Source organism: Thalassospira sp. MIT121401 (genome assembly GCF_047125595.1).
GTDB lineage: Bacteria > Pseudomonadota > Alphaproteobacteria > Rhodospirillales > Thalassospiraceae > Thalassospira > Thalassospira povalilytica.
In genome coordinates this window covers 2,648,122-2,673,060 of sequence record NZ_CP138926.1, presented here as the reverse complement: position 1 = coordinate 2,673,060, position 24,939 = coordinate 2,648,122, and the positions used below count along the sequence as shown (strand labels likewise).

The 24,939-nt window shown below is 54.1% G+C and carries 25 protein-coding genes; 7 read left to right on the top strand and 18 right to left on the bottom strand.

The annotated features are described in order from the left end of the window. From acpS to folK, 6 genes are all read right to left on the bottom strand, one after another. Entirely contained in the window at positions 1–396 is a 396-nt protein-coding gene (gene acpS, locus SIB88_RS12260) for a holo-ACP synthase (protein WP_068518985.1), read from the bottom strand. Then, the gene (locus tag SIB88_RS12255) at positions 393–1,145 is read right to left on the bottom strand and encodes a pyridoxine 5'-phosphate synthase (protein WP_412558171.1); all 753 of its coding nucleotides are present in this window, start codon (positions 1,143–1,145) and stop codon (positions 393–395) included. Before SIB88_RS12255 ends, acpS begins: the two co-directional genes overlap by 4 nt. Further along, positions 1,142–1,852, bottom strand: coding sequence for a DUF2062 domain-containing protein (locus tag SIB88_RS12250; protein WP_101246296.1), 711 nt, complete (start codon positions 1,850–1,852; stop codon positions 1,142–1,144). The genes SIB88_RS12255 and SIB88_RS12250 overlap by 4 nt, the downstream gene beginning before the upstream one ends. A 130-nt stretch (positions 1,853–1,982) precedes the next feature. Beyond that, positions 1,983–4,127, bottom strand: a complete 2,145-nt coding sequence (locus tag SIB88_RS12245; RefSeq protein ID WP_068518982.1) for a RelA/SpoT family protein — start codon at positions 4,125–4,127, stop codon at positions 1,983–1,985. A gap of 143 nt (positions 4,128–4,270) precedes the next feature. Beyond that, the gene (gene rpoZ, locus SIB88_RS12240) at positions 4,271–4,603 is read right to left on the bottom strand and encodes a DNA-directed RNA polymerase subunit omega (RefSeq protein WP_068518981.1); all 333 of its coding nucleotides are present in this window, start codon (positions 4,601–4,603) and stop codon (positions 4,271–4,273) included. A 113-nt stretch (positions 4,604–4,716) separates the two neighbouring features. Next, on the bottom strand, positions 4,717–5,262 hold the full coding sequence (gene folK, locus SIB88_RS12235) for a 2-amino-4-hydroxy-6-hydroxymethyldihydropteridine diphosphokinase (protein WP_412558170.1): 546 nt from the start codon (positions 5,260–5,262) through the stop codon (positions 4,717–4,719). A 208-nt stretch (positions 5,263–5,470) separates the two neighbouring features. On the opposite strand from folK, the gene SIB88_RS12230 reads away from it, so the two are divergent. The 3 genes from SIB88_RS12230 to recQ all read left to right on the top strand — a co-directional run bounded on the left by SIB88_RS12230 (position 5,471) and on the right by recQ (position 8,672). Continuing rightward, the gene (locus SIB88_RS12230; RefSeq protein ID WP_068518980.1) at positions 5,471–6,079 is read left to right on the top strand and encodes an NYN domain-containing protein; all 609 of its coding nucleotides are present in this window, start codon (positions 5,471–5,473) and stop codon (positions 6,077–6,079) included. A gap of 99 nt (positions 6,080–6,178) precedes the next feature. Then, positions 6,179–6,820, top strand: coding sequence for a uracil-DNA glycosylase (locus SIB88_RS12225; protein WP_412558169.1), 642 nt, complete (start codon positions 6,179–6,181; stop codon positions 6,818–6,820). A gap of 19 nt (positions 6,821–6,839) precedes the next feature. Next, positions 6,840–8,672 carry a DNA helicase RecQ gene (gene recQ / locus SIB88_RS12220; protein WP_228195551.1) on the top strand — a complete coding sequence of 611 codons (1,833 nt, stop codon included), beginning with the start codon at positions 6,840–6,842 and terminating at the stop codon, positions 8,670–8,672. A gap of 28 nt (positions 8,673–8,700) precedes the next feature. Here recQ and SIB88_RS12215 read toward each other — a convergent pair whose 3' ends face one another. The 4 genes from SIB88_RS12215 to dapA form a co-directional block, all read right to left on the bottom strand. Next, on the bottom strand, positions 8,701–9,201 hold the full coding sequence (locus SIB88_RS12215) for a glutathione peroxidase (RefSeq protein ID WP_412558168.1): 501 nt from the start codon (positions 9,199–9,201) through the stop codon (positions 8,701–8,703). An 88-nt stretch (positions 9,202–9,289) separates the two neighbouring features. Beyond that, positions 9,290–9,949 (bottom strand): sulfite oxidase-like oxidoreductase, encoded by a 660-nt coding sequence (locus SIB88_RS12210; protein WP_412558167.1) that lies wholly within the window; start codon positions 9,947–9,949, stop codon positions 9,290–9,292. 132 nt (positions 9,950–10,081) lie between these two features. Then, positions 10,082–10,558 carry an SsrA-binding protein SmpB gene (gene smpB, locus SIB88_RS12205; RefSeq protein ID WP_068518975.1) on the bottom strand — a complete coding sequence of 159 codons (477 nt, stop codon included), beginning with the start codon at positions 10,556–10,558 and terminating at the stop codon, positions 10,082–10,084. A 17-nt stretch (positions 10,559–10,575) separates the two neighbouring features. Further along, the gene (gene dapA, locus SIB88_RS12200) at positions 10,576–11,457 is read right to left on the bottom strand and encodes a 4-hydroxy-tetrahydrodipicolinate synthase (protein ID WP_068519201.1); all 882 of its coding nucleotides are present in this window, start codon (positions 11,455–11,457) and stop codon (positions 10,576–10,578) included. A gap of 207 nt (positions 11,458–11,664) precedes the next feature. Here dapA and SIB88_RS12195 point away from each other — a divergent pair, with 207 nt between their 5' ends. Further along, positions 11,665–13,698: a lytic transglycosylase domain-containing protein gene (locus SIB88_RS12195; RefSeq protein WP_068518974.1), complete on the top strand. Its 2,034-nt coding sequence runs from the start codon at positions 11,665–11,667 to the stop codon at positions 13,696–13,698. Positions 13,699–13,777: 79 nt separating this feature from the next. After that, the gene (locus SIB88_RS12190; protein ID WP_114113347.1) at positions 13,778–14,476 is read left to right on the top strand and encodes a haloacid dehalogenase type II; all 699 of its coding nucleotides are present in this window, start codon (positions 13,778–13,780) and stop codon (positions 14,474–14,476) included. A gap of 149 nt (positions 14,477–14,625) precedes the next feature. Here SIB88_RS12190 and SIB88_RS12185 read toward each other — a convergent pair whose 3' ends face one another. Continuing rightward, entirely contained in the window at positions 14,626–15,078 is a 453-nt protein-coding gene (locus tag SIB88_RS12185; RefSeq protein ID WP_068518973.1) for a bactofilin family protein, read from the bottom strand. Next, positions 15,041–16,345 (bottom strand): M23 family metallopeptidase, encoded by a 1,305-nt coding sequence (locus SIB88_RS12180; RefSeq protein WP_250283667.1) that lies wholly within the window; start codon positions 16,343–16,345, stop codon positions 15,041–15,043. Before SIB88_RS12180 ends, SIB88_RS12185 begins: the two co-directional genes overlap by 38 nt. A 242-nt stretch (positions 16,346–16,587) precedes the next feature. Here SIB88_RS12180 and SIB88_RS12175 point away from each other — a divergent pair, with 242 nt between their 5' ends. Both SIB88_RS12175 and SIB88_RS12170 read left to right on the top strand, forming a co-directional pair. Then, the gene (locus SIB88_RS12175; protein ID WP_068518970.1) at positions 16,588–17,070 is read left to right on the top strand and encodes a phosphatidylglycerophosphatase A; all 483 of its coding nucleotides are present in this window, start codon (positions 16,588–16,590) and stop codon (positions 17,068–17,070) included. Between the two features lie 3 nt (positions 17,071–17,073). After that, entirely contained in the window at positions 17,074–17,589 is a 516-nt protein-coding gene (locus SIB88_RS12170; RefSeq protein WP_412558166.1) for a CinA family protein, read from the top strand. 34 nt (positions 17,590–17,623) lie between these two features. On the opposite strand, the gene SIB88_RS12165 is transcribed toward SIB88_RS12170, so the two are convergent. From SIB88_RS12165 to pdhA, 6 genes are all read right to left on the bottom strand, one after another. Further along, a complete protein-coding gene (locus tag SIB88_RS12165) occupies positions 17,624–18,082 on the bottom strand; it encodes a type II toxin-antitoxin system RatA family toxin (protein ID WP_068518968.1) in 459 nt (152 codons plus the stop codon). Between the two features lie 38 nt (positions 18,083–18,120). Continuing rightward, entirely contained in the window at positions 18,121–19,119 is a 999-nt protein-coding gene (gene lipA / locus SIB88_RS12160; protein ID WP_068518967.1) for a lipoyl synthase, read from the bottom strand. Between the two features lie 118 nt (positions 19,120–19,237). Beyond that, positions 19,238–20,635: a dihydrolipoyl dehydrogenase gene (gene lpdA, locus SIB88_RS12155; protein ID WP_068518966.1), complete on the bottom strand. Its 1,398-nt coding sequence runs from the start codon at positions 20,633–20,635 to the stop codon at positions 19,238–19,240. 95 nt (positions 20,636–20,730) lie between these two features. Further along, the gene (locus SIB88_RS12150) at positions 20,731–22,050 is read right to left on the bottom strand and encodes a pyruvate dehydrogenase complex dihydrolipoamide acetyltransferase (protein ID WP_412558165.1); all 1,320 of its coding nucleotides are present in this window, start codon (positions 22,048–22,050) and stop codon (positions 20,731–20,733) included. A gap of 63 nt (positions 22,051–22,113) precedes the next feature. Continuing rightward, on the bottom strand, positions 22,114–23,556 hold the full coding sequence (locus SIB88_RS12145) for a pyruvate dehydrogenase complex E1 component subunit beta (RefSeq protein WP_101246303.1): 1,443 nt from the start codon (positions 23,554–23,556) through the stop codon (positions 22,114–22,116). Between the two features lie 53 nt (positions 23,557–23,609). Continuing rightward, positions 23,610–24,620 carry a pyruvate dehydrogenase (acetyl-transferring) E1 component subunit alpha gene (pdhA, locus tag SIB88_RS12140; protein ID WP_068518963.1) on the bottom strand — a complete coding sequence of 337 codons (1,011 nt, stop codon included), beginning with the start codon at positions 24,618–24,620 and terminating at the stop codon, positions 23,610–23,612. Positions 24,621–24,939 lie beyond the last annotated feature (319 nt).

Here is a 24,939-nt window from a genome sequence, read left to right as displayed (position 1 = left end):
TCAGTCGGCCGAAATTACCACAACGGCATTCGCCAGGGGATATTCGTCCGTCAAGGTCACATACACCGAAGCAGTTTTCCCGTCCGGGGTTAATTCGTTCAATCGCGCCAGCGCCCCATCAACAAGGACCATGTCCGGCTTGCCGCTTGGTTGATGTACCACACCCATCGTGTTGTGATAAACACCCCGGCGAAACCCGGTACCAAGTGCCTTTGAACAGGCTTCCTTTGCAGCAAACGCCATCGCAAACGATGATGCGGTCCGATGCGGCTTTCGAATTGCGCGGGCAATTTCAACGTCGGTGAAAACACGCTTCATGAAACGCTCCCCATGGCGTTCCAGCGCGGTTTCAATTCGACGGATATCACACAAATCCGTGCCGATCCCAATGATCATTTCACATTACCCGTCTGACCGCGTGCGGCATCCATCAAACGACGCATTTCGGCAATCGCCGCTTCAAGCCCGACAAACACTGCTTCGCCAATCAGGAAATGCCCGATATTCAGTTCGGCAATTTCGGGCATTGCAGCAATCGGTTCGACCGTTTCGAAGTTAAGCCCATGCCCGGCATGAATTTCAAGCCCGATCCCTGCCCCGTATGTCACGGCATTGCGGATACGTTCAAGTTCATGAGCACGGTCTGCGTCATTTTCAGCATCGCAATAGGCGCCGGTATGGATTTCGACAACCGGCGCGCCAAGACTTTTGGCAGCATCAAGCTGATCTTTGGAAGCTTCGATAAACAGCGACACACGGATACCTGCATCGCCCAGTTCCGACACAAACCGTTTAAGGTGATTGTGGCCGCCGACAACATCCAGACCGCCTTCTGTGGTCCGTTCTTCACGCTTTTCCGGCACAAGACACACAGCATGCGGCTTGGTCGCCAGCGCAATCGCCAACATTTCGTCAGTTGCTGCCATCTCGAAATTAAGGGGCAGGTCAATTTCATTGCGCAGTCGCTTCATATCCTCGTCACGGATATGGCGACGGTCTTCGCGCAAATGCGCGGTAATGCCATCGGCACCAGCAGCCTTTGCAAGGGCGGCGGCCCGCACGGGATCAGGACTATTGCCACCACGCGCATTTCGAATGGTCGCAACATGATCGATATTAACGCCGAGCCGAAGTTTCGAACTCATGGGGTTTCATCCTGCTTTTTGGTGGCATTCTTTGCAGCACTGCCAATTTTTTCCTTGGCACTTTCAAGCATGGGACCAATCCCGTGCCGCTCCGATTTTTTCATCCGGCGCAAGATCCGGTTGTGCCGGTAAATGATAACCGCCCGACGCACCGGGAAATAGAACAGCGCCCAGACCACGATTGAAGTCGGCACACATCCCACCAGCATCGGCCAGATGATATCAACGATGCTGCTCCAAAGCTGGCCAAGCGTCTGGTGATCCGCAGGATCCCAATGCCCGAAGATCAGCCCGCCCCCGACATAGCTAAGTCCCAGAACCACAAAGTCCCACAGAACGGCCATGTCGAAATGAACAGCGACACTCGATTCATCAACACCGAGCATCCAGTTGCCGCAGGTATACAACCACAACCAGATAAACGGAAATGTCCAGGGGTTCCCGACTACCGTCCCCAGAAGGGACGCAACCACATTGCTGCGCGTCAACAGGCTGATCAGGGCTGAAACAACAAAATGGAACCCGATAAACGGCGTAAAGGACACAGCCGCACCAATCGCAAAGCCCGACGCAATGCTGTAAGGCGTTCCGGGCAAACGTGCGACACGATGTGCAAAATACTGTGAAGAACGACGCCACCCGCCACGCGGCCAGACTACGTTACGTACTCGTTGCAAAGATGATGGTTTAATGCGGCGCCGAAACATGCGGGTCAGTTCTGGAACAAATCAGGTAACGCAATAAAAAGTCGAGGCATATGGGTAAGTGCTGACTGCGCGCTTGGCAAGGTTTTTACGCGTTTCTCACCTAAAAGATGATTGGGTTCACAGCCCGCCATTATCCGCGCGCGCGCTCAACAGCATTTACCACCGGTGTCGCCCGCAGGGCTGCGATGATGTTGGTCAGGTGTTTGACATCGACAACGTCGATATCAATCAGCATTTCGAAGAAGTCCGTCGTGCGATTGGTAAAGCGAAGATTGGTAATGTTGCCATGGTTCTTGGCAATCACACTGGTAATCGAGCTGAGCGCCCCCTGCTCGTGCCCGACCGTCAAGCCCAGACGTCCGATGAAATGTTCGGGTTCACCATCATTGTCCCAACCAACATCAAGCCAGCGTTCCGGCTGCTCGGTAAATGTTTCAAGCGTATCGCAATCAATCGTATGGATTGTTACACCCTTGCCGGTTGTAACAATCCCGACAATGCGGTCCCCAGGCAACGGATGACAGCAGCCGGCATAATGCACAGCCATCCCGGGAATAAGGCCCTTGATCGGAATGGCGTGGTCATGTTTGCGCGCCCGGACCTTTTCAAGCGGGACAACCTTGCGTGCGGTTTCCTTGTCCTTGGAGCCCGGGAAGACCGCATGAACAACTTCGCGCCCGGTATGGTGGCCCGCACCAACCAGCGTCAGAAGCGCATCGACAGATGGCTGCTTGAAAATCTTGAGAACGCCTTCAATCGCCTTGTCGGAATAATCATACCCTTCCTGACGGAATGCCTTTTGCAGGATCGCCTTGCCAAGATCCTTGTACTGGTCTTCCTGCTGCTGACGGATGAAGCGGCGAATACGCGCCCGTGCTTTCCCGGTAACAACAAACCGTTCCCAGGTCGGATTCGGCGTTTGCGCCTTTGAAGTGACGATTTCGACCTGGTCACCGTTATTGAGCACGGTGCGCAACGGCACCATCGCGCCATTGACCTTGGCCCCCACACAGGTGTCCCCGATATGGGTATGGATCATATAAGCGAAATCAACCGGGGTCGCGCGTGCCGGCAGGGCGATCACGTCGCCCTTCGGACTGAAACAGAAGACCTGATCCTGGAACATCGCAAGCTTGGTATGTTCAAGGAATTCTTCGGGTTCCGACGCATGTTCAAGAATATCCAGAAGATCGCGCAGCCAGCGATACTGAACACCTTCTTTTTGCTGTCCTGTCGGGGCTTCCTGTTTATAGGCCCAGTGCGCGGCCACACCGTTTTCGTTGACCTCGTGCATCTGGCGGGTACGAATTTGCACCTCGATCCGATGGTTTTCCGGTCCGAGAACCGTGGTGTGGATCGAACGATACCCGTTGGGCTTTGGTGTCGATATGTAATCCTTGAACCGACCCGGCACCACCTTGTAATTGGCATGCATATAGCCAAGAACTTCGTAACATTCGGGCATGTCATCAACCAGAACACGGAATGCCATGATGTCGGACAGCTCGCCAAACGTAATGTTCTTGCGCTGCATTTTTTGCCAGATCGAATATGGACGTTTTTCACGCCCGTAAATATCGACCTTCAATCCCTGCCGCGAAATGACTTCCTTGAGCTCCGAGACAATGCGGCTGACAACATTGTCATCCTTTTCGCGCAGGAATTCCAAACGCGCCAGAATGGAATCACGGGCCTCGGGGTTGATATGCTGGAAGGCAAGATCTTCGAGCTCTTCCTTGATGTCATGCATACCGATACGTTCGGCAAGCGGTGCATAAATCTCAAGCGTTTCAGCCGCAATACGCACGCGTTTTTCCGGCTTCGAGATATAATGCAGGGTCCGCATGTTATGCAGACGGTCCGCCAGCTTCACAAGAAGAACACGGATATCTTCCGACATCGCAAGCAGCAACTTGCGGAAGTTCTCTGCCTGTTTGGAATCTGCCGATTTCAGCTCGATCTGGGTCAGCTTGGTCACACCATCGACCAGCTTCATGATGTTGGTCCCGAAAAGCTTGGTGATTTCTTCGGGGGTGGCATCGGTATCTTCGATGGTGTCGTGCAGCAATGCTGTGATGATCGTGTCACAGTCGAGCTTGTAATTGGTCAGAATGCCCGCGACTTCGATCGGGTGGGAAAAATACGGGTCGCCGGACGCACGCTTCTGCGAACCGTGTTTTTGGGTTGCATAAACATATGCCCGGTTCAGCGTTGTTTCACACGCGTCCGGATCATAGGCTTTCACCCGTTCAACAAGTTCGTATTGGCGCATCATTCAGGGGCATCTCCGTATAGTCCAAGCAGGGCTCATGACCGAGCCCTTACATAAGATAGTACGATTTAGACAAAAAAAAGCCACGGAAGATGAATACCGTGGCTTTTCTTTTCAAACGGGCTCAGATCAATATCAATCTGGCCTTATTCATCTTCTGACGGAAGCACAACACCAGCCGATGCGTCTTCGACAGCTTCTGCGACCAGTTTCGGACCGAAATCGTCTTCGGCTTCTTCCGGCTCGTCAGTTTCAACATGCCGCTGCAGACCCTGCACCATGCCGTTGCGCAGATCGTCGAAATCGACTTTTTCTTCGGCGATTTCACGCAGCGCAACAACCGGGTTCTTGTCGTTATCACGATCAATGGTCAGTTCTGCACCGGCCGAGATGTTGCGTGCACGCTGAGCTGCAAGCATAACAAGCTCAAAGCGGTTCGGAATCTTGTCAACGCAATCTTCGACGGTAACGCGCGCCATAAATGTCTCCAGAAATACTTTTGGGGTGTCCAGACCGACCTATATAACGCCGGATCTTCTGTGTTGCAACAGCGAAACCGCTTATTGGCGCAGGTTTTCGCGCGCTTTTTTCGTCAGTCCGCCTGCTTTCTGATCTGCTGATCTTCGGGCAGTTCCGAAATCAGATCTTCTACCGTTCGCCCGATGACCGGATGTACCCAGTCACCCGCGACGTCGCGCAAAGGCAACAGAACAAAGGCGCGCTCAGCCATCCGGGGATGGGGAACCTGAATGCCGCCCTCCTCACGAACCTGCTCGCGGCCATAGGCAATTAGATCAAGATCAATCACACGCGCCGCATTGCGTTCGCGGCGCACCCGACCGAATTCGGCTTCGACTTCATGAAGACGCGCCAGCAGATCATGGGCAGAAAGCTTTGTCGAAATTCTTGCCACCCCGTTCACATACCAGGGCTGATCAGAGATCGGAACGGGTGCCGTCTCGTAAAAGGACGACACCGCATCGATCAAAATATCACCATTCTGCATTAAACGCTGCAACGCGGCTTTCAATGTTTGTGCAGGCGCACCATATTCTTCCGTAGGCAGATTGGCACCAAACGCAATCAGAATGGCGTCATCCGACGGTGTGCTGGTGGTCGATGGTGACAGCGTGCTCACAAGGCAGACTTTCAGTTCGGTGGATATTTGTTGGTTCAACGAGCAACGGCTTGTTCGCCAGCTGCGCGAAAGACGGCATATCTAAGGGAGCCATCATACTCTGTCTACGATATTTTCGCCTTTCTTTGTCCCTCTGCCCACGGTAGATATTGAGAGTTCCGTATTTTTGGAACTGCATAATTAAATTTGATGTTTGAGGAATTTCAGGATGATTTTTTACCCGCAGGAACGCATCGGGCTGTTCATTGACGGCTCGAACCTTTATGCCGCGGCGCGGTCTCTTGGTTTTGATATTGATTACAAACGCTTACTCGATCTTTTTGCCCAAAAAGGTCAACTGATCCGGGCCTTCTATTATACCGCCCTTATCGAAGATCAGGAATATTCCCCGATCCGTCCGCTTGTCGACTGGCTTGATTATAACGGCTACACCATGGTCACCAAACCGACCAAGGAGTTCACCGATGCTGCCGGTCGCCGCAAGATCAAGGGCAACATGGATATCGAGCTGGCAATTGACGTCATGGAAATGGCACAACATCTTGATCATGTTGTCATTTTCTCGGGCGATGGTGATTTCCGGCGTCTGGTTGATGCCGTACAGCGCAAAGGCGTTCGCGTAACGGTCGTATCGACGGTCAAATCCAATCCGCCGATGGTCGCAGACGAGCTGCGCCGCCAGGCCGACAACTTTATCGAGCTGACCGAACTCGAAGGAACGATCGCGCGCAAGGTTCAGCAACGCCGCGATGACGATCATCCCGATATCGACGATCACCCCGATCACCCGGAACTTGACGATTTCGATTTCGAGTAAGAAAACCCGAATTCGCCCGGAAATACACCCGGAATACGCCCAACGTGATCACGACCGGTTACGGTCCCAACCGTAACCGGCAAGCATGTCAGACTTGCCATGACCACCTATCAGCAACCCGACATTGATTGTCAGCTTTGTCCGCGACTGGTCGAATTCCGGCGCGCCAATCAGGAAAAGTTTCCGCATTTCTATAATGGCCCGGTCCGCCCGTTCGGCCCCCTGAATGCGCGATTGCTGATTGTCGGACTAGCACCCGGCCTTAAGGGCGCCAATGCCACCGGGCGTCCGTTTACCGGCGACTATGCCGGGGACCTTTTGTATGACACGCTTAAAAAGTTCGGCTTTGCCAGGGGTACCTATGACAAGCGACCTGACGACGGGCTTGAATTGCTTGATTGTCGCATCACCAATGCGGTGAAATGCGTCCCGCCGGAAAACAAACCGACCGGACCGGAAGCCAATGCCTGTCGGCCTTTTCTGATCAGCGAATTTGATGCGATGGAAAACCTTTCGGCCATTTTGTGCCTGGGTCAGGTTGCCCATCAGGCGATGCTCAGGACATTTGGCCTTAAGCTTTCATCGCTTAAATTTGGCCATGGCGCATCGCATAAAATGGAAAATGGCATCACATTGTTTGATAGCTATCACTGTTCGCGCTACAACACCCAGACTTATCGCCTGACGCCAGAGATGTTTGAAAACGTCTTTGCCGACATCCGCGCACATCTGGACGGTTAACTTGCCTGATACATCGCCCATGAACGACCTGCTCGACCGACCCGTACAACGTCTGCCGATAGACGTCCTGCGCGAGGTGTTCGGATATGACAGTTTTCGAGGCCAACAGGCTGAAATCATTGACCATGTGATTGCTGGCAATGATGCGCTGGTACTGATGCCCACCGGTGGCGGCAAATCATTATGCTATCAGGTCCCTGCCCTGTGCCGCTCGGGTACTGCTGTTGTGGTGTCACCACTGATCGCACTTATGAAAGATCAGGTCGACGCCCTTAATCAGCTTGGCGTCAAGGCGGCCTTTATCAATTCGACACTGGCCCCCGAAGCCGCCCGCGAGATCGAGGCACGGGCCGTTGATGGCGATATTGATCTTCTTTATGTCGCACCGGAACGTTTTGCGACCGACCGGTTCCTTAATCTGCTTGATCGTATCAGCATATCCTTGTTTGCGATTGACGAAGCACACTGCGTTTCGCAATGGGGCCATGATTTCCGCCCGGAATACCGTCGGCTTGATCTTTTGCCGACGCGCTTTGCCCATGTGCCGCGCATCGCCCTTACCGCGACTGCCGATACACCGACCCGCAAGGACATTGCCGAAAACCTGCATCTGACCGATGCCAAATGCTTCATTACCGGCTTTGACCGCCCCAATATCACCTATCGCATTGAAACCAAGGGCAACGCCAAGCAGCGCCTGCTGTCGTTCCTCAATCGTGAACATGCCGAAGATGCCGGGATTGTCTATTGCCTGTCACGCCGCAAGACCGAAGATGTCGCGCAATGGCTGACCGATAATGGTCGCCCTGCCTTGCCCTATCATGCGGGCCTGACACAGGAAACACGCCAACTCCATCAGGATCGCTTCCTGCGTGAAGATGGCATGATCATTTGTGCGACTGTGGCCTTTGGCATGGGCATCGACAAACCCAATGTCCGCTTTGTTGCGCATTTGAACCTGCCCAAAAGCATGGAAGCCTATTATCAAGAAACCGGGCGTGCGGGCCGTGACGGACTTCCGGCCAATGCCTGGATGAATTACGACCTATCAGACATCGTTTCGATCCGCAGCATGGTGGCAAGTTCCGACGCGCCAGAAGCCCAGAAACGCATTGAATCGCGCAAGCTTGATGCGCTGGTCGGACTTGCAGAAACCACCAAATGCCGCCGCCAGGTCATTCTGTCCTATTTTGGCGAAGATCAACATCAGCCCTGTGGCAATTGCGACACCTGTCTTGAGCCGGTCGATACCTGGGATGCCACCGATGCGTCTCGCAAGGCGCTTTCGGCGGTCTATCGGACAGGTCAACGGTTTGGCCCGGCCCATGTGATCGAAGTTCTGATGGGCCGCAAAACCGAAAAAATCCGCCAGAACGGCCATGATCAACTTTCGGTTTATGCAATTGGCAAGGATATCCCACAACCGCAATGGCGATCGGTTTTCCGTCAGCTTCTTGCCATGGGATATTTGCAGGTCGATGTCGAAGGGCATGGCGGTGTTTACCTGACCGAGGAATCGCGACCGGTCCTGCGCGGTGAAAAAGTTGTCGAAATGCGCAAGGACCCGGGCGAAAGCAAACGCGCCATGACGCGGCGCCTGCGCGATTTCGATACCGAATTTGAAAACGAGGAAGACCGCGATCTTTGGGAACGGTTGCGTACCATGCGCCGCGAATTGGCCACCAGCCAGAATGTCCCGCCCTATGTCATTTTCAGCGACCGGACACTTTGGGAAATGGTGCGTTTCAAACCCCGCACACTCGAAGACATGGCGTCCATTAACGGGGTTGGGGTGAAGAAACTAGATCAGTATGGGCTGGCGTTTCTTGATGTGATGGACGGGCGGCGCTAACAGCCGCCCGAAAATTTGGCATCAGGCCCTAGTGCCCTGACAGCTGTGCTTTGATGGCGTCAACAATCACATCATCGCCCGGTTTCACGCGTGTATCAAAACTGGCCACCAACTGCCCGTTTCGCCCGATCAGATATTTGTGAAAGTTCCAGTTTGGCGCCTTATCCGCGCCCAATACATCGATCGCCCATTTGTAAAACGGATGTGCATCGGCCCCGGACACTGTGGTTTTTGATGTCATCGGGAAATCGACATCAAAATTGACTTCGCAGAATTCCTGAATGGCGGCATCATCAGCATATTCCTGACCGCCGAAATCGCCTGACGGCACACCGATCACGACCAGCCCGTTATCGCGGTAATCATCCCACAATTTTTGCAGGCCGGTATATTGCGGGGTGAACCCGCACATCGATGCCGTATTCACCAACAGGATGGCCTTGCCCTGATAATCGGCAAGATGAAGTTCCCCGCCAATGATGGACGGGAATGAAAAGTCATACGCCGTTTTTGCATCTTCCGATGCCATGGTTCCTCTCCAGGAAAAAATGACCGTAATCACTGCAAGCACGAATAATACAGTGAAATGCCGACCCTTTTCAATTTGAGGAAAACACCTAGCCATATCGTTCCTCGGTCCAGGGATCGGCATTATTGTGATATCCGCGTTCTTCCCAGAATCCCGGTGCATCTTCTTTGACAAACCGGATTTCGCGCACCCATTTGGTGCTTTTCCAGAAATACAGCTTGGGAATGACAACTCGGACCGGACCACCATGTTCTTCGCTTAACGGTTCGTCGTTCCAGTGATGGGCAATCAGGACGTCTTCATCAAGAAACTGATCAATCCTCACATTGGTGGTGTAACCGTCATGTGCGGTAAACAATACATGTTTGGCATCGGGATGCGGCTTGACCATTTCCGCCAATGTTAGCGCTAACACGCCCTGCCAGTCATTGTCATATCGCGACCAGCTGGTCACACAATGAATGTCATTGCGTGCCCGGACATTTGGTAGATCAAGAAGATCCACAAAACTCAGCGACAGAGGATTTTCAACCAGTCCGGTAATATCAAGCCTGAAGTCATCTGCACTGACATGGGGCGTGATGCCCAGATCAAGCACCGGCCAATCCTTTACCAGCCGCTGCCCGGGCGGCAGGCGGTTTGCGCGTGCGGCATCGGATGTCCCGGTCAGTAAACGACCATCTTTGGCCCATTTGCGCTTGGCCTCGATCAGCTTGTCTTTGATTTTTCCAGAAAAACTTTGCGTCACCGCTTTCTCCCTTGTCACAAGCTGATACGAAAAATGGCGCTGACATGTTCACCATGACAACGCCATTTAATCATAAAACCGGCCAGAAAAGGCAATTCACTTCCCCGCGATAAACCGGGCCTTGTTCGGCAATTAGCCGAAGTCGCGCATAATACGCGCCTTGTCACGTTGCCAGTCACGTTCCTTGACCGCCTCGCGTTTGTCGGCCTTTTTCTTGCCCTCGGCAATGGCGAGTTCCAGCTTCGCGATCCCGCGTTCATTGAAATACAATTTGACCGGAACAAGGGTAAAACCCTTTTTGTTCAAGGCATCATGCATTTTGGCGATTTCGCGTTTGTGCAACAGCAATTTGCGCGGACGGCGTTCTTCGTGACCGAACGGCATCTTGCTTTGATATTCGGGAATATATGCGTTGATCAGCCAGACTTCGTCATTCTTGGCTTCGGCATAGGATTCCTGAATATTGCCCTTGCCATCGCGGAGCGATTTGACCTCGGTCCCGCGCAAAACGATCCCGGCTTCGAATGTTTCCGTCAGGAAATAATCAAAGCGCGCGCGTCGGTTTTGCGCAACGACCTTATTGTTATCTGTTTCTTTCTTCGGTGCCATAAGACGCTAATTATCGCTTAGTGGCCGAGCAGTCCGGCACCCTTAAGCGCGGCTTCGACCTTGCGTTTGGATTCATCGGCGATCTCGACCATCGGCAGGCGCATGTGGCTGCCACAAAGGCCAAGCAACTCAGCCGCGTACTTGACCGGTCCCGGGCTTGCTTCGCAGAACATTGCCTTGTGAACCGGCATCAGACGGTAGTTCAACTCCTGAACCTTGGCAATGTTCCCGGCTGCCCAGGCCGCATGCAGTTCTGCACACAGTTTCGGCGCAATGTTCGACGTTACCGAAATGCAGCCATGCCCACCCTGTGCCAGGAACGGAACGATGGTCCCGTCTTCGCCCGACAGCTGGCAGAAATCAGCACCGGCCGCCAAACGGGTCAGTGCCGGACGTTCCAGATCGCTGGTCGCATCCTTGACACCAACGATACGCGGCAGTTTTGCCAGTTCGGCCATGGTCGCGACGCTCATATCAACAATCGAGCGACCCGGAATGTTATAGATGACAATCGGGATATCGGTTGCATCATGAACGGCCTTGTAATGCGCATACAGGCCCTTTTGGGTCGGCTTGTTATAATAAGGCGTAACAACAAGTGCTGCATCCGCACCGGCATTCTGCGCATGGCGCGTCAGCGAAACGGCTTCTGCGGTCGAGTTGGAACCGGTTCCGGCAATTACCGGGCCACGGCCCTTGGCAACTTCGAGTGCCAGTTCAACAACACGATGATGTTCAGCATGGCTCAGCGTCGGGGATTCACCAGTGGTTCCGACAGGCACCACACCTGTCGTGCCCTGTTTAAGCTGCCAATCCACAAAAGACTGGAACGCCTTTTCATCAATCGCACCATCTTGCGTGAACGGTGTGATCAAAGCTGTGATTGAACCCTTAAACATGGAGATCTCCAAACATTGGATATATTGAAAGCGGTCGCGAAAATAGCGGCTGTTCGCCAATCCCGCAAGCACTGTATACATTAATCGAAAGGAACTGTAATCGGGGTTGCAATTTCCCTTCAGGACTGTTTGGCTTTTCCGGATTTCACTGTCATAATGCGCCGGTCTAGAGTGCATTCGCTGCCGTCAGGCAAAGGGGACAATTACATGGCGCAAGCGTCTTTCCGCAGAGTTTCAGTCTGCGCATTGGCACTGGGCTTTTCGATATTGATGCCAACAGGTCATCTGGCACAGGCCGCAGCAAACGAAGATAGCATTCTTCTGATGCAGCCGCCCTCGCCGACCTATTCGGCTGTCAGTCGCGCACGTTTGAACGCATTCCTTGATGCCGTCGAAGATGGTCGTACCGAAAGCTTTGAAAAGCTTCTGCCCAATTTCGACGATCCGTTGCTGCAAAAGGCAGCCGAATGGATGTTGCTGACGTCGCCGAATTCCGGCCGCAGCTTTGAAGAAATTACCAATTTCATCGATACCCACCCGACCTGGCCAAGTCAGGCTCTGTTGCGTCAGCGTGCCGAAGAGGCAATGAATGACGCCGTGCCCGATGATGAAATTCTGGCATGGTTCAAACGGTCTGCCCCGGTTACGGCCGATGGTGCAACCCGCCAGATCAAGGCGCTTTTGGGCGCTGGTCAGGAATCGGCGGCCATTGCCCTTGTCCGGACCAGCTGGATCAACGAGAATTTCGGTCGCGGGCAGGAAAAAAGATTTCTGGACCGATATGGCAAATATATCGATCAGGAAACCCACCAGCAGCGTCTTGACCGTCTGTTGTGGGAAGGTCGCCTGACTACCGCGTCACGCACGATGAAATATGTCAGCAATGACTATCGCCTGCTGGCAGAAGCCCGCGCAGCCCTGCGCGCGATGACCGGCGGTGTCGATGCGGCCATCAATCGGGTCCCGAAGAAATATCAGAATGATCCGGGTCTGATTTATGAACGCGTGCGCTGGCGCCGGGTCAAGGACCGCGATCAGGAAGCCCGCGATCTGCTTTTGTCGCAGGCAAACGACCTTGCTTATATCTCGATCCGCCCGCAATACTGGTGGCTTGAAAAGGCCATTCTGGCGCGGCGTGCCTTGCAAAAGGGTCATATCACCGACGCCTATCGTCTGGTTGCCAATCACGGGCAAACCGATCCGGGCGATATTGCGGAAGCCGAATGGTATGCGGGCTGGATCGCGCTGGAATTTCTGGGCGATGCCGACATTGCACTGACCCACTTCCAAAATCTGTATGACGTTGTCCAGTACCCGATCAGCCTGTCGCGCGGGGCTTATTGGGCCGGTCGCGCCAATGCGGCCCTTGGCGATGAAAAACGGGCCAAGGAATGGTATGAACTCGCCGCCCAGCATGCGCACACATTCTATGGGCAGCTTGCCATTGATGCGCTTGGCCTGAAACCGTCCTATTCGGTTGAACAGCCGGTGCCGACGGCGGAACAGCGCGCCGCATTTGAAAACCAGGAACTTGTTCAGGTCGTGCGCAAACTTGGCGCCATCGGTCTTGGCAACATTATCCGGCCATTCATCATGGCGCTGGTCTATGAACATGACGAGCCGGAATACCTTGCGATGGCGACTGACCTTGCCCGCGAATATGGCCGTGCCGACCTTGGCATCATTGCCGCCAAGCGCAGCATTCGCACCGGCAGCGGTTATCTTGATGCCGCCTACCCGATCCATGAACAGGTGCCGCTTGGCCATGCGCCGGACCCGGCACTGGTTCATGCCATCATGCGTCAGGAAAGCCTGTTCAACCCTCAGGCCGTGTCATCCGCCGGTGCGCGTGGTTTGATGCAACTGATGCCGGCCACGGCCAAACGCATGGCAAAGTCGCTTGACCTTGATTATGAAACCGACCGGTTGACCGATGACCCGTCCTTCAACATCACATTGGGACGCGCCTATCTCAGCAGGCTTCTTGATCGTTGGGATGGCGCAGAGGCCCTTACAATTGCCAGCTACAATGCCGGTCCGACCCGTGTCCGCCAATGGATCAACGAATATGGTGATCCCCGTGATCCGGAAGTTGATCTGGTCGACTGGATCGAAATGATTCCCTATAGCGAAACCCGCAATTACGTACAGCGCGTAATGGAGGGAACCTATGTCTATCGTCGGCGTTTTGCCCGCGATGAGATTGCAATGGGTCAGAATGAGACACCCGGGCGGGATTGACCTGCCCGGGACTTCATTTGCGCTTTTTGCCTGATTGCCCATATTTGATCAATACTGCTTGTCAGAAAAGGTCAGCAATATGTCCGAGAATGTACTGTCTTCCTGCCGCGCATTTGTTTTCGATGCATATGGAACGTTGTTTGATGTCGGTTCGGCGGTTGCGAAACTGCGCGATGCCGTCGGTGACGAGGCAGACCGCCTTTCCGCTTTATGGCGTCAGAAACAACTTGAATATACCTGGCTTCGATCCCTGATGGGGGATTTTGCCGATTTCTGGACCGTGACAGGCGATGCGCTTGATTACGCGATGGACCAAACCGGCAAGAAAGATCCGGTTCTGCGCGCCAAACTGATGGAAACATACCTGTCGCTTGATACCTTCCCCGAGGTGGTCGAAACGCTCAACACCCTTAAGGCGCAGGGACACAAGCTTGCCATTCTGTCAAACGGCGCAAAACATATGCTGATTTCAGCTGCCAAATCGTCAGGAATTCTGTCGCTGTTTGACCAGATCATCTGCGTTGACGACCTGAAGACCTATAAACCCCATCCCGATGTATACCAGCTGGCCGCAGACAAGCTTGAACTGGAACCGGCCGAAATTTCGTTCCAGTCGTCAAATGGCTGGGATATTGCCGGGGCCGGTCATTTCGGTTTCCGCACAGCGTGGATCAACAGAAGCAAACAACCCAAAGAACGGCTGTCGCACGAGGCCGACGTGGTTTTGGGTGGCCTTGATGAATTGTTGCCGCTGCTGTCCAGCCCGGAAAAGGCATAGATCATGTGATGCGGCCCGGTAACCGGGCAAGTTTTGCAAACACAATTGAAAAAGGCAGGTCCAATCAGACCTGCCTTTTTGTGTATCTGTGTGGCTTTGCGATAACCGGACCCGTCATCGCGGCACCATCAGCACCATCTTTTTGATGATTATTTGTGTTCTTTTTTCACGTTGGCCGCAACGACCTGGCCGGCCTGAATGACGGTAAGACCGCCTTCTTCAGACACACCTTCAATACGACGGCAATGCCCTTCGATATGGGCGCCCGGTTCGATTGAAAGGCTTTCGTGAAGAATATCACCAATCATACGTGCGGTTTCAGACAGCGAAACATCGCGTGCACGGACCTGGCCGATAACGGCCCCGCAAATCCGGATCTTGTCAGCGACAATTTCGCCGCGTACTTCGCCATGCTGACCGATGGTAAGGGTACGGGTGCGAATGTCACCATTCACAGAACCGTCGACCTGAACATCCGATTCCGAGATCAGATCACCGGTAACCCGGAGATCCGCATTGATAATGGAAAGGCCACCCTTTTTTTCTGCAACCGGGTTGCCGCTTTTAGTTGTTTGTGTCGTCTTGCTCGTTTTTGAAAACATAACGTCCCGCCTCAATAAACTTTAGGGGATTGACCGGCTTGTCATGGACCAAAACCTCGTAGTGTACATGGCTGCCCGTGCTTCGTCCGGTACTTCCCATTAACGCTATTTGATCCTGGTAACGCACTTCGTCGCCCTTCTTGACGAGGACCTTAAATAAGTGTCCATAACGGGTTCTAATGCCGTTCCCGTGATCGAGTTCGACCATCTTCCCGTATTTTCCACTCCATCCTGCATGCACCACCTTACCCGGTGCAGTTGCCAGAATTGGTGTTCTGATCGGCCCGGCAAGATCAACACCGGAATGAAAAGCCCAGCGACCATTGATCGGGTCTTTTCGTTTACCGAACGAGCTCGAAAGATAGTAAGACGCGGCAGGTTCCCCAATTGGCGTCTTTTTCAGTCTGTCATGCAGATTGGCGAGTTGATCCATACGATCACTGAGCGCCATCGCCACATTTACAAATTCCTCGTCCTTGGGATGTTCAGGTTCGAACGCCACGAACGGACCACCGACCCCCGGCTCCTGGGGTTTCATCGGCGGAAGAATAAAGGTTTCCGGCTGCAAACCGGTCATTTCCAGAACGTTTTCCAGCTCAAGGATCGTGTTGTCGGCCGTTTCGGCGACACGCTGCATGGCCTGTTGCTGGACCGTGTGCAAATCGGCAATGCGTTGGCGCGCATCGCTGAGTTCACTTTGAAGTTTTTTGGACCGTTGCAGGGCCTGATCACGTTCACGCATCACACGCGACATGACGGTTTCAACGGTTTCGAGTTCATCGCGCAGCGCAAGGTTACGGTTGGTGATCCCGTCAATCTGCCCCTGAAGCGCATTCATCTGGTTATCCATCGATGTGCGAAGGGCCGAAATCCGGACCTTTTCCTTCTCGCTGCTGGCGAGTTTGGAAGTGTAATCCTGTACCCGCGCCTGAAGCTGCAGGTTCTTTTCAGCCATCGACAGCAAATTGCGATGGGTATCTTCCATCTGTGCGGTGATTTCGCCGAAACGTCTTTGACTTTCGGTCACACGCGCAATCAGACGATTATAGGAAAGCTCGCTGCGGAAAAGCTGTTCCTCACGCGTTGCAAGACGCTGATCAAGGTACCAACTATAACCAGTTACACCCACCGACCAGATAATGGCCGCGGCTCCGAACGAAGCCAGCGCAAGCTGTCCATATTTTCCAAGACGAAGCTGGTAAACAGAATCATTGGACCGAACAAGAATTTGCCGGTCAGGAAACCATTTATCCACCAAGCGACGCATGCCTTGAAACGCCGACATATTCAGTGTCTAACCCCTAGTTGCCCGTATTCACGCCCGGGTATCCCGGTTGCGTAGAGTTTCTTTGACCCCGCCTGCGACTTATTAATCTTTTTCTTTACGCTACCTGTAACTTTGCACGCAGGCAAGTGTGTTAACACACCCTTAAGGGTAAAAATTTCACCGTGCGGGCTGTTTGGTGTGTTACCTATGGCCATCTTTCACAGCTCATACGTATCTGATCCATGGCTTTTTCCCGTTTTCTGATCACATGTTTGGCAACCTGGTTCTATAGCGGCAAAAGCCCCAAGGCACCGGGAACAGCCGGATCGTTTGCCGCCCTACCCTTTGGTTGGATGATCTGGATTTACGGCGGCAATGAGGCGCTGATTATCGCCAGCATCATTATTTTTGCGATCGGTATCTGGGTTGCCCATCAATACAGTCACTTGCTTGGCATTCATGATGCCGGTGAAATTGTAATTGACGAAGTCGTTGGTCAGTGGATGTGCCTGCTTGTCGTGCCATTGGCAGCCGACTGGATGGACATTGTGTGGCTTCTCGTGGCCTTTGTGGCGTTCCGTGCATTCGATGTGGCCAAGCCCTGGCCGATCCGCTGGGTCGACCGTCGGGTCGGTGGCGGTTTCGGCATCATGCTTGACGATGTTCTGGCCGGTATCTTTGCCATGATCGTGCTGGCGGGCGTGGTTTACCTGACGGGTGGATGAGTTATGCAAATCGATGAGGACATTCTTGCAGCGGCAAGCGCGCTGATTGCGAAATGCACTGCAAATGGCGAAATGATTGCCACGGCCGAATCCTGTACCGGTGGTTTGATTACCGGGGCGCTGACCGGGGTGGATGGCAGCTCGTCCGTTGTCGATTGCGGGTTCGTGACCTATTCCAACGAAGCCAAACATGAACTGATTGGCGTAAAAACAGCGTTACTTGAACAATATGGCGCAGTTTCCGAACCGGTTGCACGCGCCATGTGCGAAGGCGCACTTGACCGTGCACCCAATGCCAGCATTGCTGTTTCAGTGACCGGCATTGCCGGCCCGGGCGGCGGAACGGCAACCAAGCCCGTCGGGCTGGTTCATTTTGGTTGTGCGGGCAAAGAACGCCAGACGGTTACCTATCACGAAGTTTTTGCCGGTGACCGCCACGCAGTTCGCAAGGCCACGGTCCTTAAGGCATTTGCCCTGATCGCCGAGATGATTGATCAGAAAAAGGGCCTGGGCGGTTAAAGCACCCTGCCCGGCCCGGCTAAAGCACGCATTATCAGCTTTGCGAAGAACCGGTGTTCGGATCCCCATAGACTTCGCGGGCGCGATTTTCGAATGCGCCAACCATCAGCTTGACTGCTTCATTAAAGACGACACCGATCATCTTTTGCAGCAATGCCGAGCGGAATTCGAAATCGACAAAGAAATCAAGCCAGGTCCCGCCATCTTCGTCCTCTTCGAATACCCAATGGTTATTGAGGTATTTGAACGGCCCCTGAAGATATTCGACATCAACACGATGGGGGCGCTGAAGGGTGACTTTGGACGTGTATTTTTCGCGAAACATCTTGAAGCCGATAACAAGATCGGCCTGGAGCACATCGCCATCACGCTTGCGCACCCGTGATGCAACGCACCACGGCAAAAACTCGGAATAGGAATCGATATCCGCGACGAGTTCAAAGAGCTGTTCCGGCGTATAGGGCAGTTTCCTGCGCTCTGCATGCGTCGGCACTCGTATCTCCCTTTGTCGTCGCGCGTATCGTTTCAGGTTTACTGGGCAGCGACTTCTGCGCGTGCTGCCTTGGCTTTTGCTTCTTCTGCGGCGGCGAGTTTTTTCTCGCGGGCTTCACGCAGCTGTTCGAAGTCACGATCAGCGTGATAGCTCGAACGGGTCAGCGGCGTTGCCGACACCATCAGGAAGCCCTTGCCACGTGCCATCGACGCATATTCGTCAAACTCGTCCGGCGTGACAAAGCGATGCACCGGTTCGTGTTTCAGCGTCGGCTGAAGATACTGACCGATCGTAAGGAAATCGACATCCGCCACACGCAAGTCATCCATCACCTGTGCCAGTTCCTTGCGTTCTTCGCCAAGGCCAACCATCAGGCCGGATTTGGTGAAGATGGTCGGGTCAATCTGCTTGACGCGATCAAGGATACGCAGCGACTGGTAATAACGCGCGCCCGGACGGATGTTGGTGTAAAGACGCGGAACCGTTTCAAGGTTGTGGTTGAACACGTCCGGACGGGCCTTGGCGACAATTTCAACGGCACCTGGCTTGTCACGGAAGTCCGGCGTAAGAATTTCAATGGTGGTTTCCGGCGACTTGTAGCGGATGGCTTCGATCACGCGGGCAAAATGGGCCGCCCCGCCATCGGCAAGATCATCACGGTCAACCGAGGTGATCACAACATGCTTGAGCTGCATGTCGGCAACGGCCATTGCAAGGTTTTCCGGCTCGAACGGGTCAAGCGCGTTTGGCATGCCGGTCTTCACGTTACAGAACGAACACGCACGCGTGCAGGTGTCGCCCATGATCATGAAGGATGCGTGCTTCTTCTGCCAGCATTCCCCGATATTCGGGCAAGCGGCTTCTTCGCAAACCGTATGAAGGTTCAGGCCACGCGCAAGTTCGCGGGTTTCCTGATAGCCCTTGGAGGTTGGCGCCTTGACGCGAATCCAGGACGGCTTGCGTCCGGAAGGACGATCAGGCCGTTTTTGTTTTTCCGGGTGACGAAGTGCTTTTGCTTCGTTGCGCGCCGTCGACATAGAGTTACCTCCGAAGGATTGGACGGGCGGCAATTTGCCGCCACGTCACGCATTTGTCAAACCGACATTCGTCAAAAATGGTCATACCGGGCATGTGCGCCCGGTAAAACGCAATATTTTAGAAGTGGATCGCACGCCCGTAAGCGTCAAGGACCGACTCATGCATCATTTCCGAAAGGGTCGGATGCGGGAAGACCGTATGCATCAGATCTTCTTCGGTCGTTTCAAGGCCCATCGCAACGACAAAGCCCTGGATCAGTTCGGTCACTTCGGCGCCAACCATGTGCGCACCAAGCAATTCGCCGGTCTTGGCATCAAACACGGTTTTGACCAGACCTTCGGCCTCGCCCAATGCGACCGCCTTGCCATTGCCGATGAACGGGAATTTACCGACCTTGACGTCGTAGCCGGCGTCCTTGGCCTTGGCTTCGGTCAGGCCGACACTTGCGACCTGCGGGTGGCAATAGGTGCATCCCGGGATCTTGAGCGGATCAATCGGATGGACGTTTTTAACGCCCGCGATTTTTTCAACACAGATCACACCTTCATGCTCGGCCTTGTGGGCAAGCATCGGCGGGCCGGCAACGTCACCGATGGCAAAGATGCCCGGTTCTGCGGTGCGGGAATATTCATCGGTGCCAATGACGTTGCGATCAACTTTGACCTTGGTGGTTTCAAGACCAAGATTTTCGGTATTGCCGATCACACCAACAGCCGAAATCACGCGATCAACGGTGAGTTCCTGTTTCTTGCCGTCTTTGGTTTCGACCGTCACAACAACATTGTCTGCATTGCGCTTGAGATTGGCGACCTTGGCTTCGGTCAGGATTTTCATCCCGTCCTTGGTCATCATCTTCTGTGCAAGGGCTGCGACTTCCTTGTCCTCGACCGGCATGATCTGTGGCATGATTTCAACCACGGTCACATCCGCACCCATGGTGTGATAGAAGCTGGCAAATTCGATCCCAATCGCGCCAGAACCGACAACAACAAGGCTTTTGGGCATCTTGTCAGGCGTCATTGCCTTCTTGTAATCCCAAACAACTTTGCCATCGGCTTCAAGACCGGGCAGCGAACGGGCGCGTGCACCGGTCGCGATGATGTAATTTTTCGCGGTATAGGTACCGGCATCCTTGCCCGTTACAACGATCTTTTTTGGACCGTCAAACTTGGCTTCGCCGTTGATCACGGTGACCTTGTTCTTTTTCAGAAGATGACCAACGCCACCAGCAAGCTGCTTGGACACGCCGCGCGAACGCTGAATGACCGCATCAAGATCAAAGGACGGTTTTTCGCAGGACAGGCCATATTCCTTGGCGTGTTTCATGTTGCGATAAACTTCGGCCGAACGCAGCAGCGCCTTGGTCGGGATACAGCCCCAGTTCAGGCAAATGCCACCAAGATGTTCACGTTCAACAACGGCCGTTTTCAGGCCAAGCTGGGCAGAACGGATTGCGGTTACATAACCACCCGGACCTGCACCAATCACGATTACGTCGAAATTGCTATCCGCCATCGTAGGATCTCCTTCGCCTGCCCGTATCCGGTCACAGGTCTTAAAATTCAAATGCTTGCGGGGACTTTCGAAAGTCCCCGCGCAACTTTGGACCGTTAGAGCAGCATGCTCAGCGGGTCTTCAATCAGCTTTTTGAATTCGGCCATGAACTGGGCACCGACCGCACCATCGACCGCACGGTGGTCAACAGAAAGCGTGCAGCTCATGACGGTCGCGATGGCAAGAGCGCCATCCTTGACGACCGGGCGCTGTTCACCGGCACCAACGGCCAGAATGCAGCCCTGCGGCGGGTTGATGATGGCAGAAAATTCCTTGATGCCAAACATGCCAAGGTTGGAAACCGAGAAGGTCCCGCCCTGGTAATCTTCGGGCATCAGCTTGCCATCACGGGCCTTGCCAGCCAGTGCTTTCATCTCGGACGAGATTTCAGCAAGACCTTTGGAACCGGCATCACGAACGACCGGCGTAATCAGGCCACCATCAATGGCAACCGCCACCGAGATATCCTGTTTCTTGCACTGAAGGGTCGCCTTGTCGGTCCAGATGGAGTTGGCAGCCGGGACTTTCTTAAGCGCCAGCGACACCGCACGAATGACAAAGTCATTGACCGAAATCTTGACGCCGTCGCCGGCTTTTTCATTCAGCTGCTTGCGGGTTGCCAACAGATTGTCGAGTTCGCAATCGACCGTAAGGTAGAAATGCGGAACCTGCTGTTTGGATTCCGTCAGGCGACGCGCGATGGTTTTGCGCATGCCGCTGTTCGGGATTTCCTCGTATTCCGGCAAACCGGTAAGATCCGGGTTCCAGCCCGAAGCGGCCGGTGCTGCTGCCGCAGCCGGTGCAGAGGGTGCTGATTTTTCGGCGGATGCAGATTCTGCTGCCGGTTTTGCCGATTTGGCGGCTTCGACATCGCGTTTGACGATGCGGCCACGCGGGCCAGAACCGGTCACCGATGCAAGATCAACACCGTCATTGGCGGCAATGCGACGCGCAAGCGGGCTTGCCTTGATCCGATCACCACCCGAAACCGGCGCAGCCGGGGCCGGGCTGGCTTTTGCTGGTGCATCTGACTGGGCCGGTGCCGACGAAGATGCGGGTTCGGACGGGGCTTCGGCCGCCGGGGCAGTACCCGCAGCAGACGTATCGGCACCATCAAGCGCGCTTTCGTCTTCGTCTTCTTCAAGCAGAAGCGCGATGACTTCGTTTACAGCAACACCTTCGCTGCCTTCGGCCACAAGGATTTTACCGATCTTGCCTTCGTCGACGGCTTCGACTTCCATCGTGGCTTTGTCGGTTTCGATTTCTGCGATGACATCGCCCGATTCAACGGTGTCACCTTCCTTGACGTGCCATTTTGCCAAGGTGCCTTCGGTCATGGTCGGCGACAGGGCCGGCATCAATACTTTTACAGGCATGAACACATTCTCCCGGTAACGGGGCGGCGCACATTGGACGGCGCCTGCCCCTGTCCGTATCACTTAGCGATAGCAAACGGCCTTGGCCGCATCGACGATGTGCTGCTCTTGCGGAAGCGCAAGCGCTTCGAGATTTGCAGCATACGGCATCGGAACATCTTCGCCGGTCACGCGGGCAACCGGTGCATCGAGATAGTCAAAGGCATGCTCCATGACCACAGATGCGATTTCAGAACCGATACCGGCGAAGTGCCAGCCTTCTTCACAGGTAACAAGACGGTTGGTCTTCATTACCGAGCGAATGATGGTGTTCACATCGAGCGGACGAATGGTACGCAGGTTGATGACCTCGGCCGAGATGCCCTGCTCTGCCAGCTGTTCAGCCGCCTTGAGCGCCTTGCCAACCATGATCGAGAAAGCAACGATGGTAACATCGGTCCCTTCGCGTTCGATTTTGGCCTGGCCGATCGGCAGAACGAAATCGTCATCGTCAGGAACTTCAAAGCTCTGACCATACATGATTTCGTTTTCAAGGAAGACGATCGGGTTCGGATCACGGATCGCGGCCTTGAGAAGGCCTTTTGCGTCAGCAGCCGACCACGGTGCAATCACCTTGAGACCCGGGCAATGTGCATACCAGGATGCATAGCACTGCGAATGCTGTGCGCCAACACGGGCAGCAGCACCGTTCGGACCGCGGAAGACAATCGGGCAACCAAGCTGGCCACCGGACATGTAAAGCGTCTTGGCCGCAGAGTTGATGATGTGGTCAATGGCCTGCATGGCGAAGTTGAATGTCATGAATTCAACAATCGGCTTGAGGCCCATGAATGCCGCACCCGTTGCCATACCGGTAAAACCGATTTCGGTAATCGGGGTATCGACAACACGGCGGTCACCGAATTCGTCAAGCAGCCCCTGGGTGACTTTGTAGGCACCCTGATACTGTGCGACTTCTTCACCCATGACGAAGACGTTTTCGTCACCGCGCATTTCTTCGGCCATTGCATCACGCAGGGCTTCACGAACGGTCTGGGTTTTAAAGCTGGTATAGGTCTTTTCGTCCTGGGTCGCGTTCATCACGCTCATGGCGCGCGGCTCGGCGTCAGAACGTTCGATTGCGCCGCTGGCCGCAACCGGTGCGGCACTTGCCGTGCTTGCAGCCGGTGCTGCTTCTTCGGCCGGTGCAGCCGTTTTTTCTTCGGCAGCCGGTGCAGCGCCGCCAGACGATGCAGAAACGTTATCAAGCGCGGATGCGTCTTCGCCTTCTTCGAGGATATAGGCGATAACAGCATTCACTGCGACATTTTCAGTACCTTCGGCGATGACGATCTTGCCCACAGTACCTTCATCGACAGCTTCGACTTCCATCGTTGCTTTGTCGGTTTCGATTTCTGCGATGACGTCACCGGATGCGATCGTGTCGCCTTCCTTGACGTTCCATTTGGCAAGCGTGCCTTCGGTCATGGTCGGCGACAGGGCCGGCATCAAAACTTCAATCGGCATTGTTCCCTCTCTCCCGGGAAATATCGGTCAAAAGCGGTTCGCGAAAGTCGCGATCACGCGTCGATCAGAATATCGGTGAACAGTTCAGAAACATCCGGTTCCGGGCTGTTCTGCGCGAACTCGGCCGCTTTTGCGACTTCGGCTTTCACTTCCTTGTCGATATCCTTAAGGCCAGCTTCGTCGATGATATTGCCATCGATCAGCAGCTTTTTGACCATATCGATCGGGTCGTGTTCCTTGCGCATCTTGTCGAGTTCGTCCTTGGTGCGATATTTCGCCGGGTCTGACATCGAGTGACCGCGATAGCGGTATGTTTTCAGCTCAAGGATATAAGGGCCTTTGCCTTCGCGGCAGTGTGCAACGGCACGTTCACCGGCTTCCTTGACCGCAAGAACGTCCATGCCATCGACCTGTTCGCCCGGAATGCCATAGGCCATACCGCGCTGATAAAGATCCGGGCTGGACGAGTGACGCTGGGTCGAGGTGCCCATGGCGTACTGGTTGTTCTCGATGCAATAAACCACCGGAAGCTGCCAGAGAGCGGCCATATTGAAGGCTTCATAGACCTGACCCTGGTTGACGGCACCGTCACCAAGATAAGTCAGGCAAACACGGTCTTCACCGCGATATTTGTAATTGAAGGCAATACCGGTCCCCAGCGGCACCTGGCCACCGACGATCCCGTGGCCGCCATAGAAGTTCTTTTCTTTCGAGAACATGTGCATGGAGCCGCCTTTACCGCGGGAATAACCGCCTTCGCGGCCCGTCAGTTCGGCCATAACCCCACCGGCATCCATGCCGCAAGCCAGCATGTGGCCGTGATCACGGTAACTGGTGATCACACCATCATCACCCGTGATGGCAGACTGCATGCCGACAACAACGGCTTCCTGCCCGATATACAGGTGACAGAAGCCACCAATAAGACCCATGCCATACAACTGACCGGCTTTTTCTTCAAAGCGGCGGATCAGCAGCATTTCACGGTAATATTTGAGGAGATCGTCACTGCTCGCCTGGTTGTCGGCGCGCGTAGTGGCGCGTTTGCGTTTCGTGGTCGCCATGTTTCCTCCCGGTGGATGGCTATCGCTTAAGCATCATGTATGAGCGCTTAATTCGGTACTGGACCACCGAAATGACTACCTAAAACGACCTCCAAGGGCAAGCAATCAAACGCCGAATAAACTGTTGTTTTGCAACGCACAATCACAAATAAACTTGATTTCAGTTAATTTGTGCATTTTGGCAAATATACAGAGATTGAGTATTTTCAGCGACTTGGGCGAATGCGTTAAATTTCGTTCATTCCCCTGTGTCACAAATGCTATGCTTTTATGACGATAATACCGCATAGCCGTTCTAGATCGAAAACAACCCAAAGAA

Excerpts from the sequence above, each read along its gene's own strand:
- smpB (WP_068518975.1), bottom strand. The coding sequence starts at position 10,558 with ATGGCACCGAAGAAAGAAACAGATAACAATAAGGTCGTTGCGCAAAAC.
- recQ (WP_228195551.1), top strand. The coding sequence starts at position 6,840 with ATGAACGACCTGCTCGACCGACCCGTACAACGTCTGCCGATAGACGTC.
- lipA (WP_068518967.1), bottom strand. The coding sequence starts at position 19,119 with ATGTCGACGGCGCGCAACGAAGCAAAAGCACTTCGTCACCCGGAAAAA.
- SIB88_RS12230 (WP_068518980.1), top strand. The coding sequence starts at position 5,471 with ATGATTTTTTACCCGCAGGAACGCATCGGGCTGTTCATTGACGGCTCG.
- SIB88_RS12195 (WP_068518974.1), top strand. The coding sequence starts at position 11,665 with ATGGCGCAAGCGTCTTTCCGCAGAGTTTCAGTCTGCGCATTGGCACTG.
- SIB88_RS12250 (WP_101246296.1), bottom strand. The coding sequence starts at position 1,852 with ATGTTTCGGCGCCGCATTAAACCATCATCTTTGCAACGAGTACGTAAC.
- lpdA (WP_068518966.1), bottom strand. The coding sequence starts at position 20,635 with ATGGCGGATAGCAATTTCGACGTAATCGTGATTGGTGCAGGTCCGGGT.
- dapA (WP_068519201.1), bottom strand. The coding sequence starts at position 11,457 with ATGTTTAAGGGTTCAATCACAGCTTTGATCACACCGTTCACGCAAGAT.
- SIB88_RS12245 (WP_068518982.1), bottom strand. The coding sequence starts at position 4,127 with ATGATGCGCCAATACGAACTTGTTGAACGGGTGAAAGCCTATGATCCG.
- acpS (WP_068518985.1), bottom strand. The coding sequence starts at position 396 with ATGATCATTGGGATCGGCACGGATTTGTGTGATATCCGTCGAATTGAA.
- rpoZ (WP_068518981.1), bottom strand. The coding sequence starts at position 4,603 with ATGGCGCGCGTTACCGTCGAAGATTGCGTTGACAAGATTCCGAACCGC.
- SIB88_RS12215 (WP_412558168.1), bottom strand. The coding sequence starts at position 9,201 with ATGGCATCGGAAGATGCAAAAACGGCGTATGACTTTTCATTCCCGTCC.
- SIB88_RS12175 (WP_068518970.1), top strand. The coding sequence starts at position 16,588 with ATGGCTTTTTCCCGTTTTCTGATCACATGTTTGGCAACCTGGTTCTAT.
- SIB88_RS12225 (WP_412558169.1), top strand. The coding sequence starts at position 6,179 with ATGACCACCTATCAGCAACCCGACATTGATTGTCAGCTTTGTCCGCGA.
- pdhA (WP_068518963.1), bottom strand. The coding sequence starts at position 24,620 with ATGGCGACCACGAAACGCAAACGCGCCACTACGCGCGCCGACAACCAG.
- SIB88_RS12180 (WP_250283667.1), bottom strand. The coding sequence starts at position 16,345 with ATGCGTCGCTTGGTGGATAAATGGTTTCCTGACCGGCAAATTCTTGTT.
- SIB88_RS12170 (WP_412558166.1), top strand. The coding sequence starts at position 17,074 with ATGCAAATCGATGAGGACATTCTTGCAGCGGCAAGCGCGCTGATTGCG.
- SIB88_RS12190 (WP_114113347.1), top strand. The coding sequence starts at position 13,778 with ATGTCCGAGAATGTACTGTCTTCCTGCCGCGCATTTGTTTTCGATGCA.
- SIB88_RS12145 (WP_101246303.1), bottom strand. The coding sequence starts at position 23,556 with ATGCCGATTGAAGTTTTGATGCCGGCCCTGTCGCCGACCATGACCGAA.
- SIB88_RS12185 (WP_068518973.1), bottom strand. The coding sequence starts at position 15,078 with ATGTTTTCAAAAACGAGCAAGACGACACAAACAACTAAAAGCGGCAAC.
- SIB88_RS12255 (WP_412558171.1), bottom strand. The coding sequence starts at position 1,145 with ATGAGTTCGAAACTTCGGCTCGGCGTTAATATCGATCATGTTGCGACC.
- SIB88_RS12150 (WP_412558165.1), bottom strand. The coding sequence starts at position 22,050 with ATGCCTGTAAAAGTATTGATGCCGGCCCTGTCGCCGACCATGACCGAA.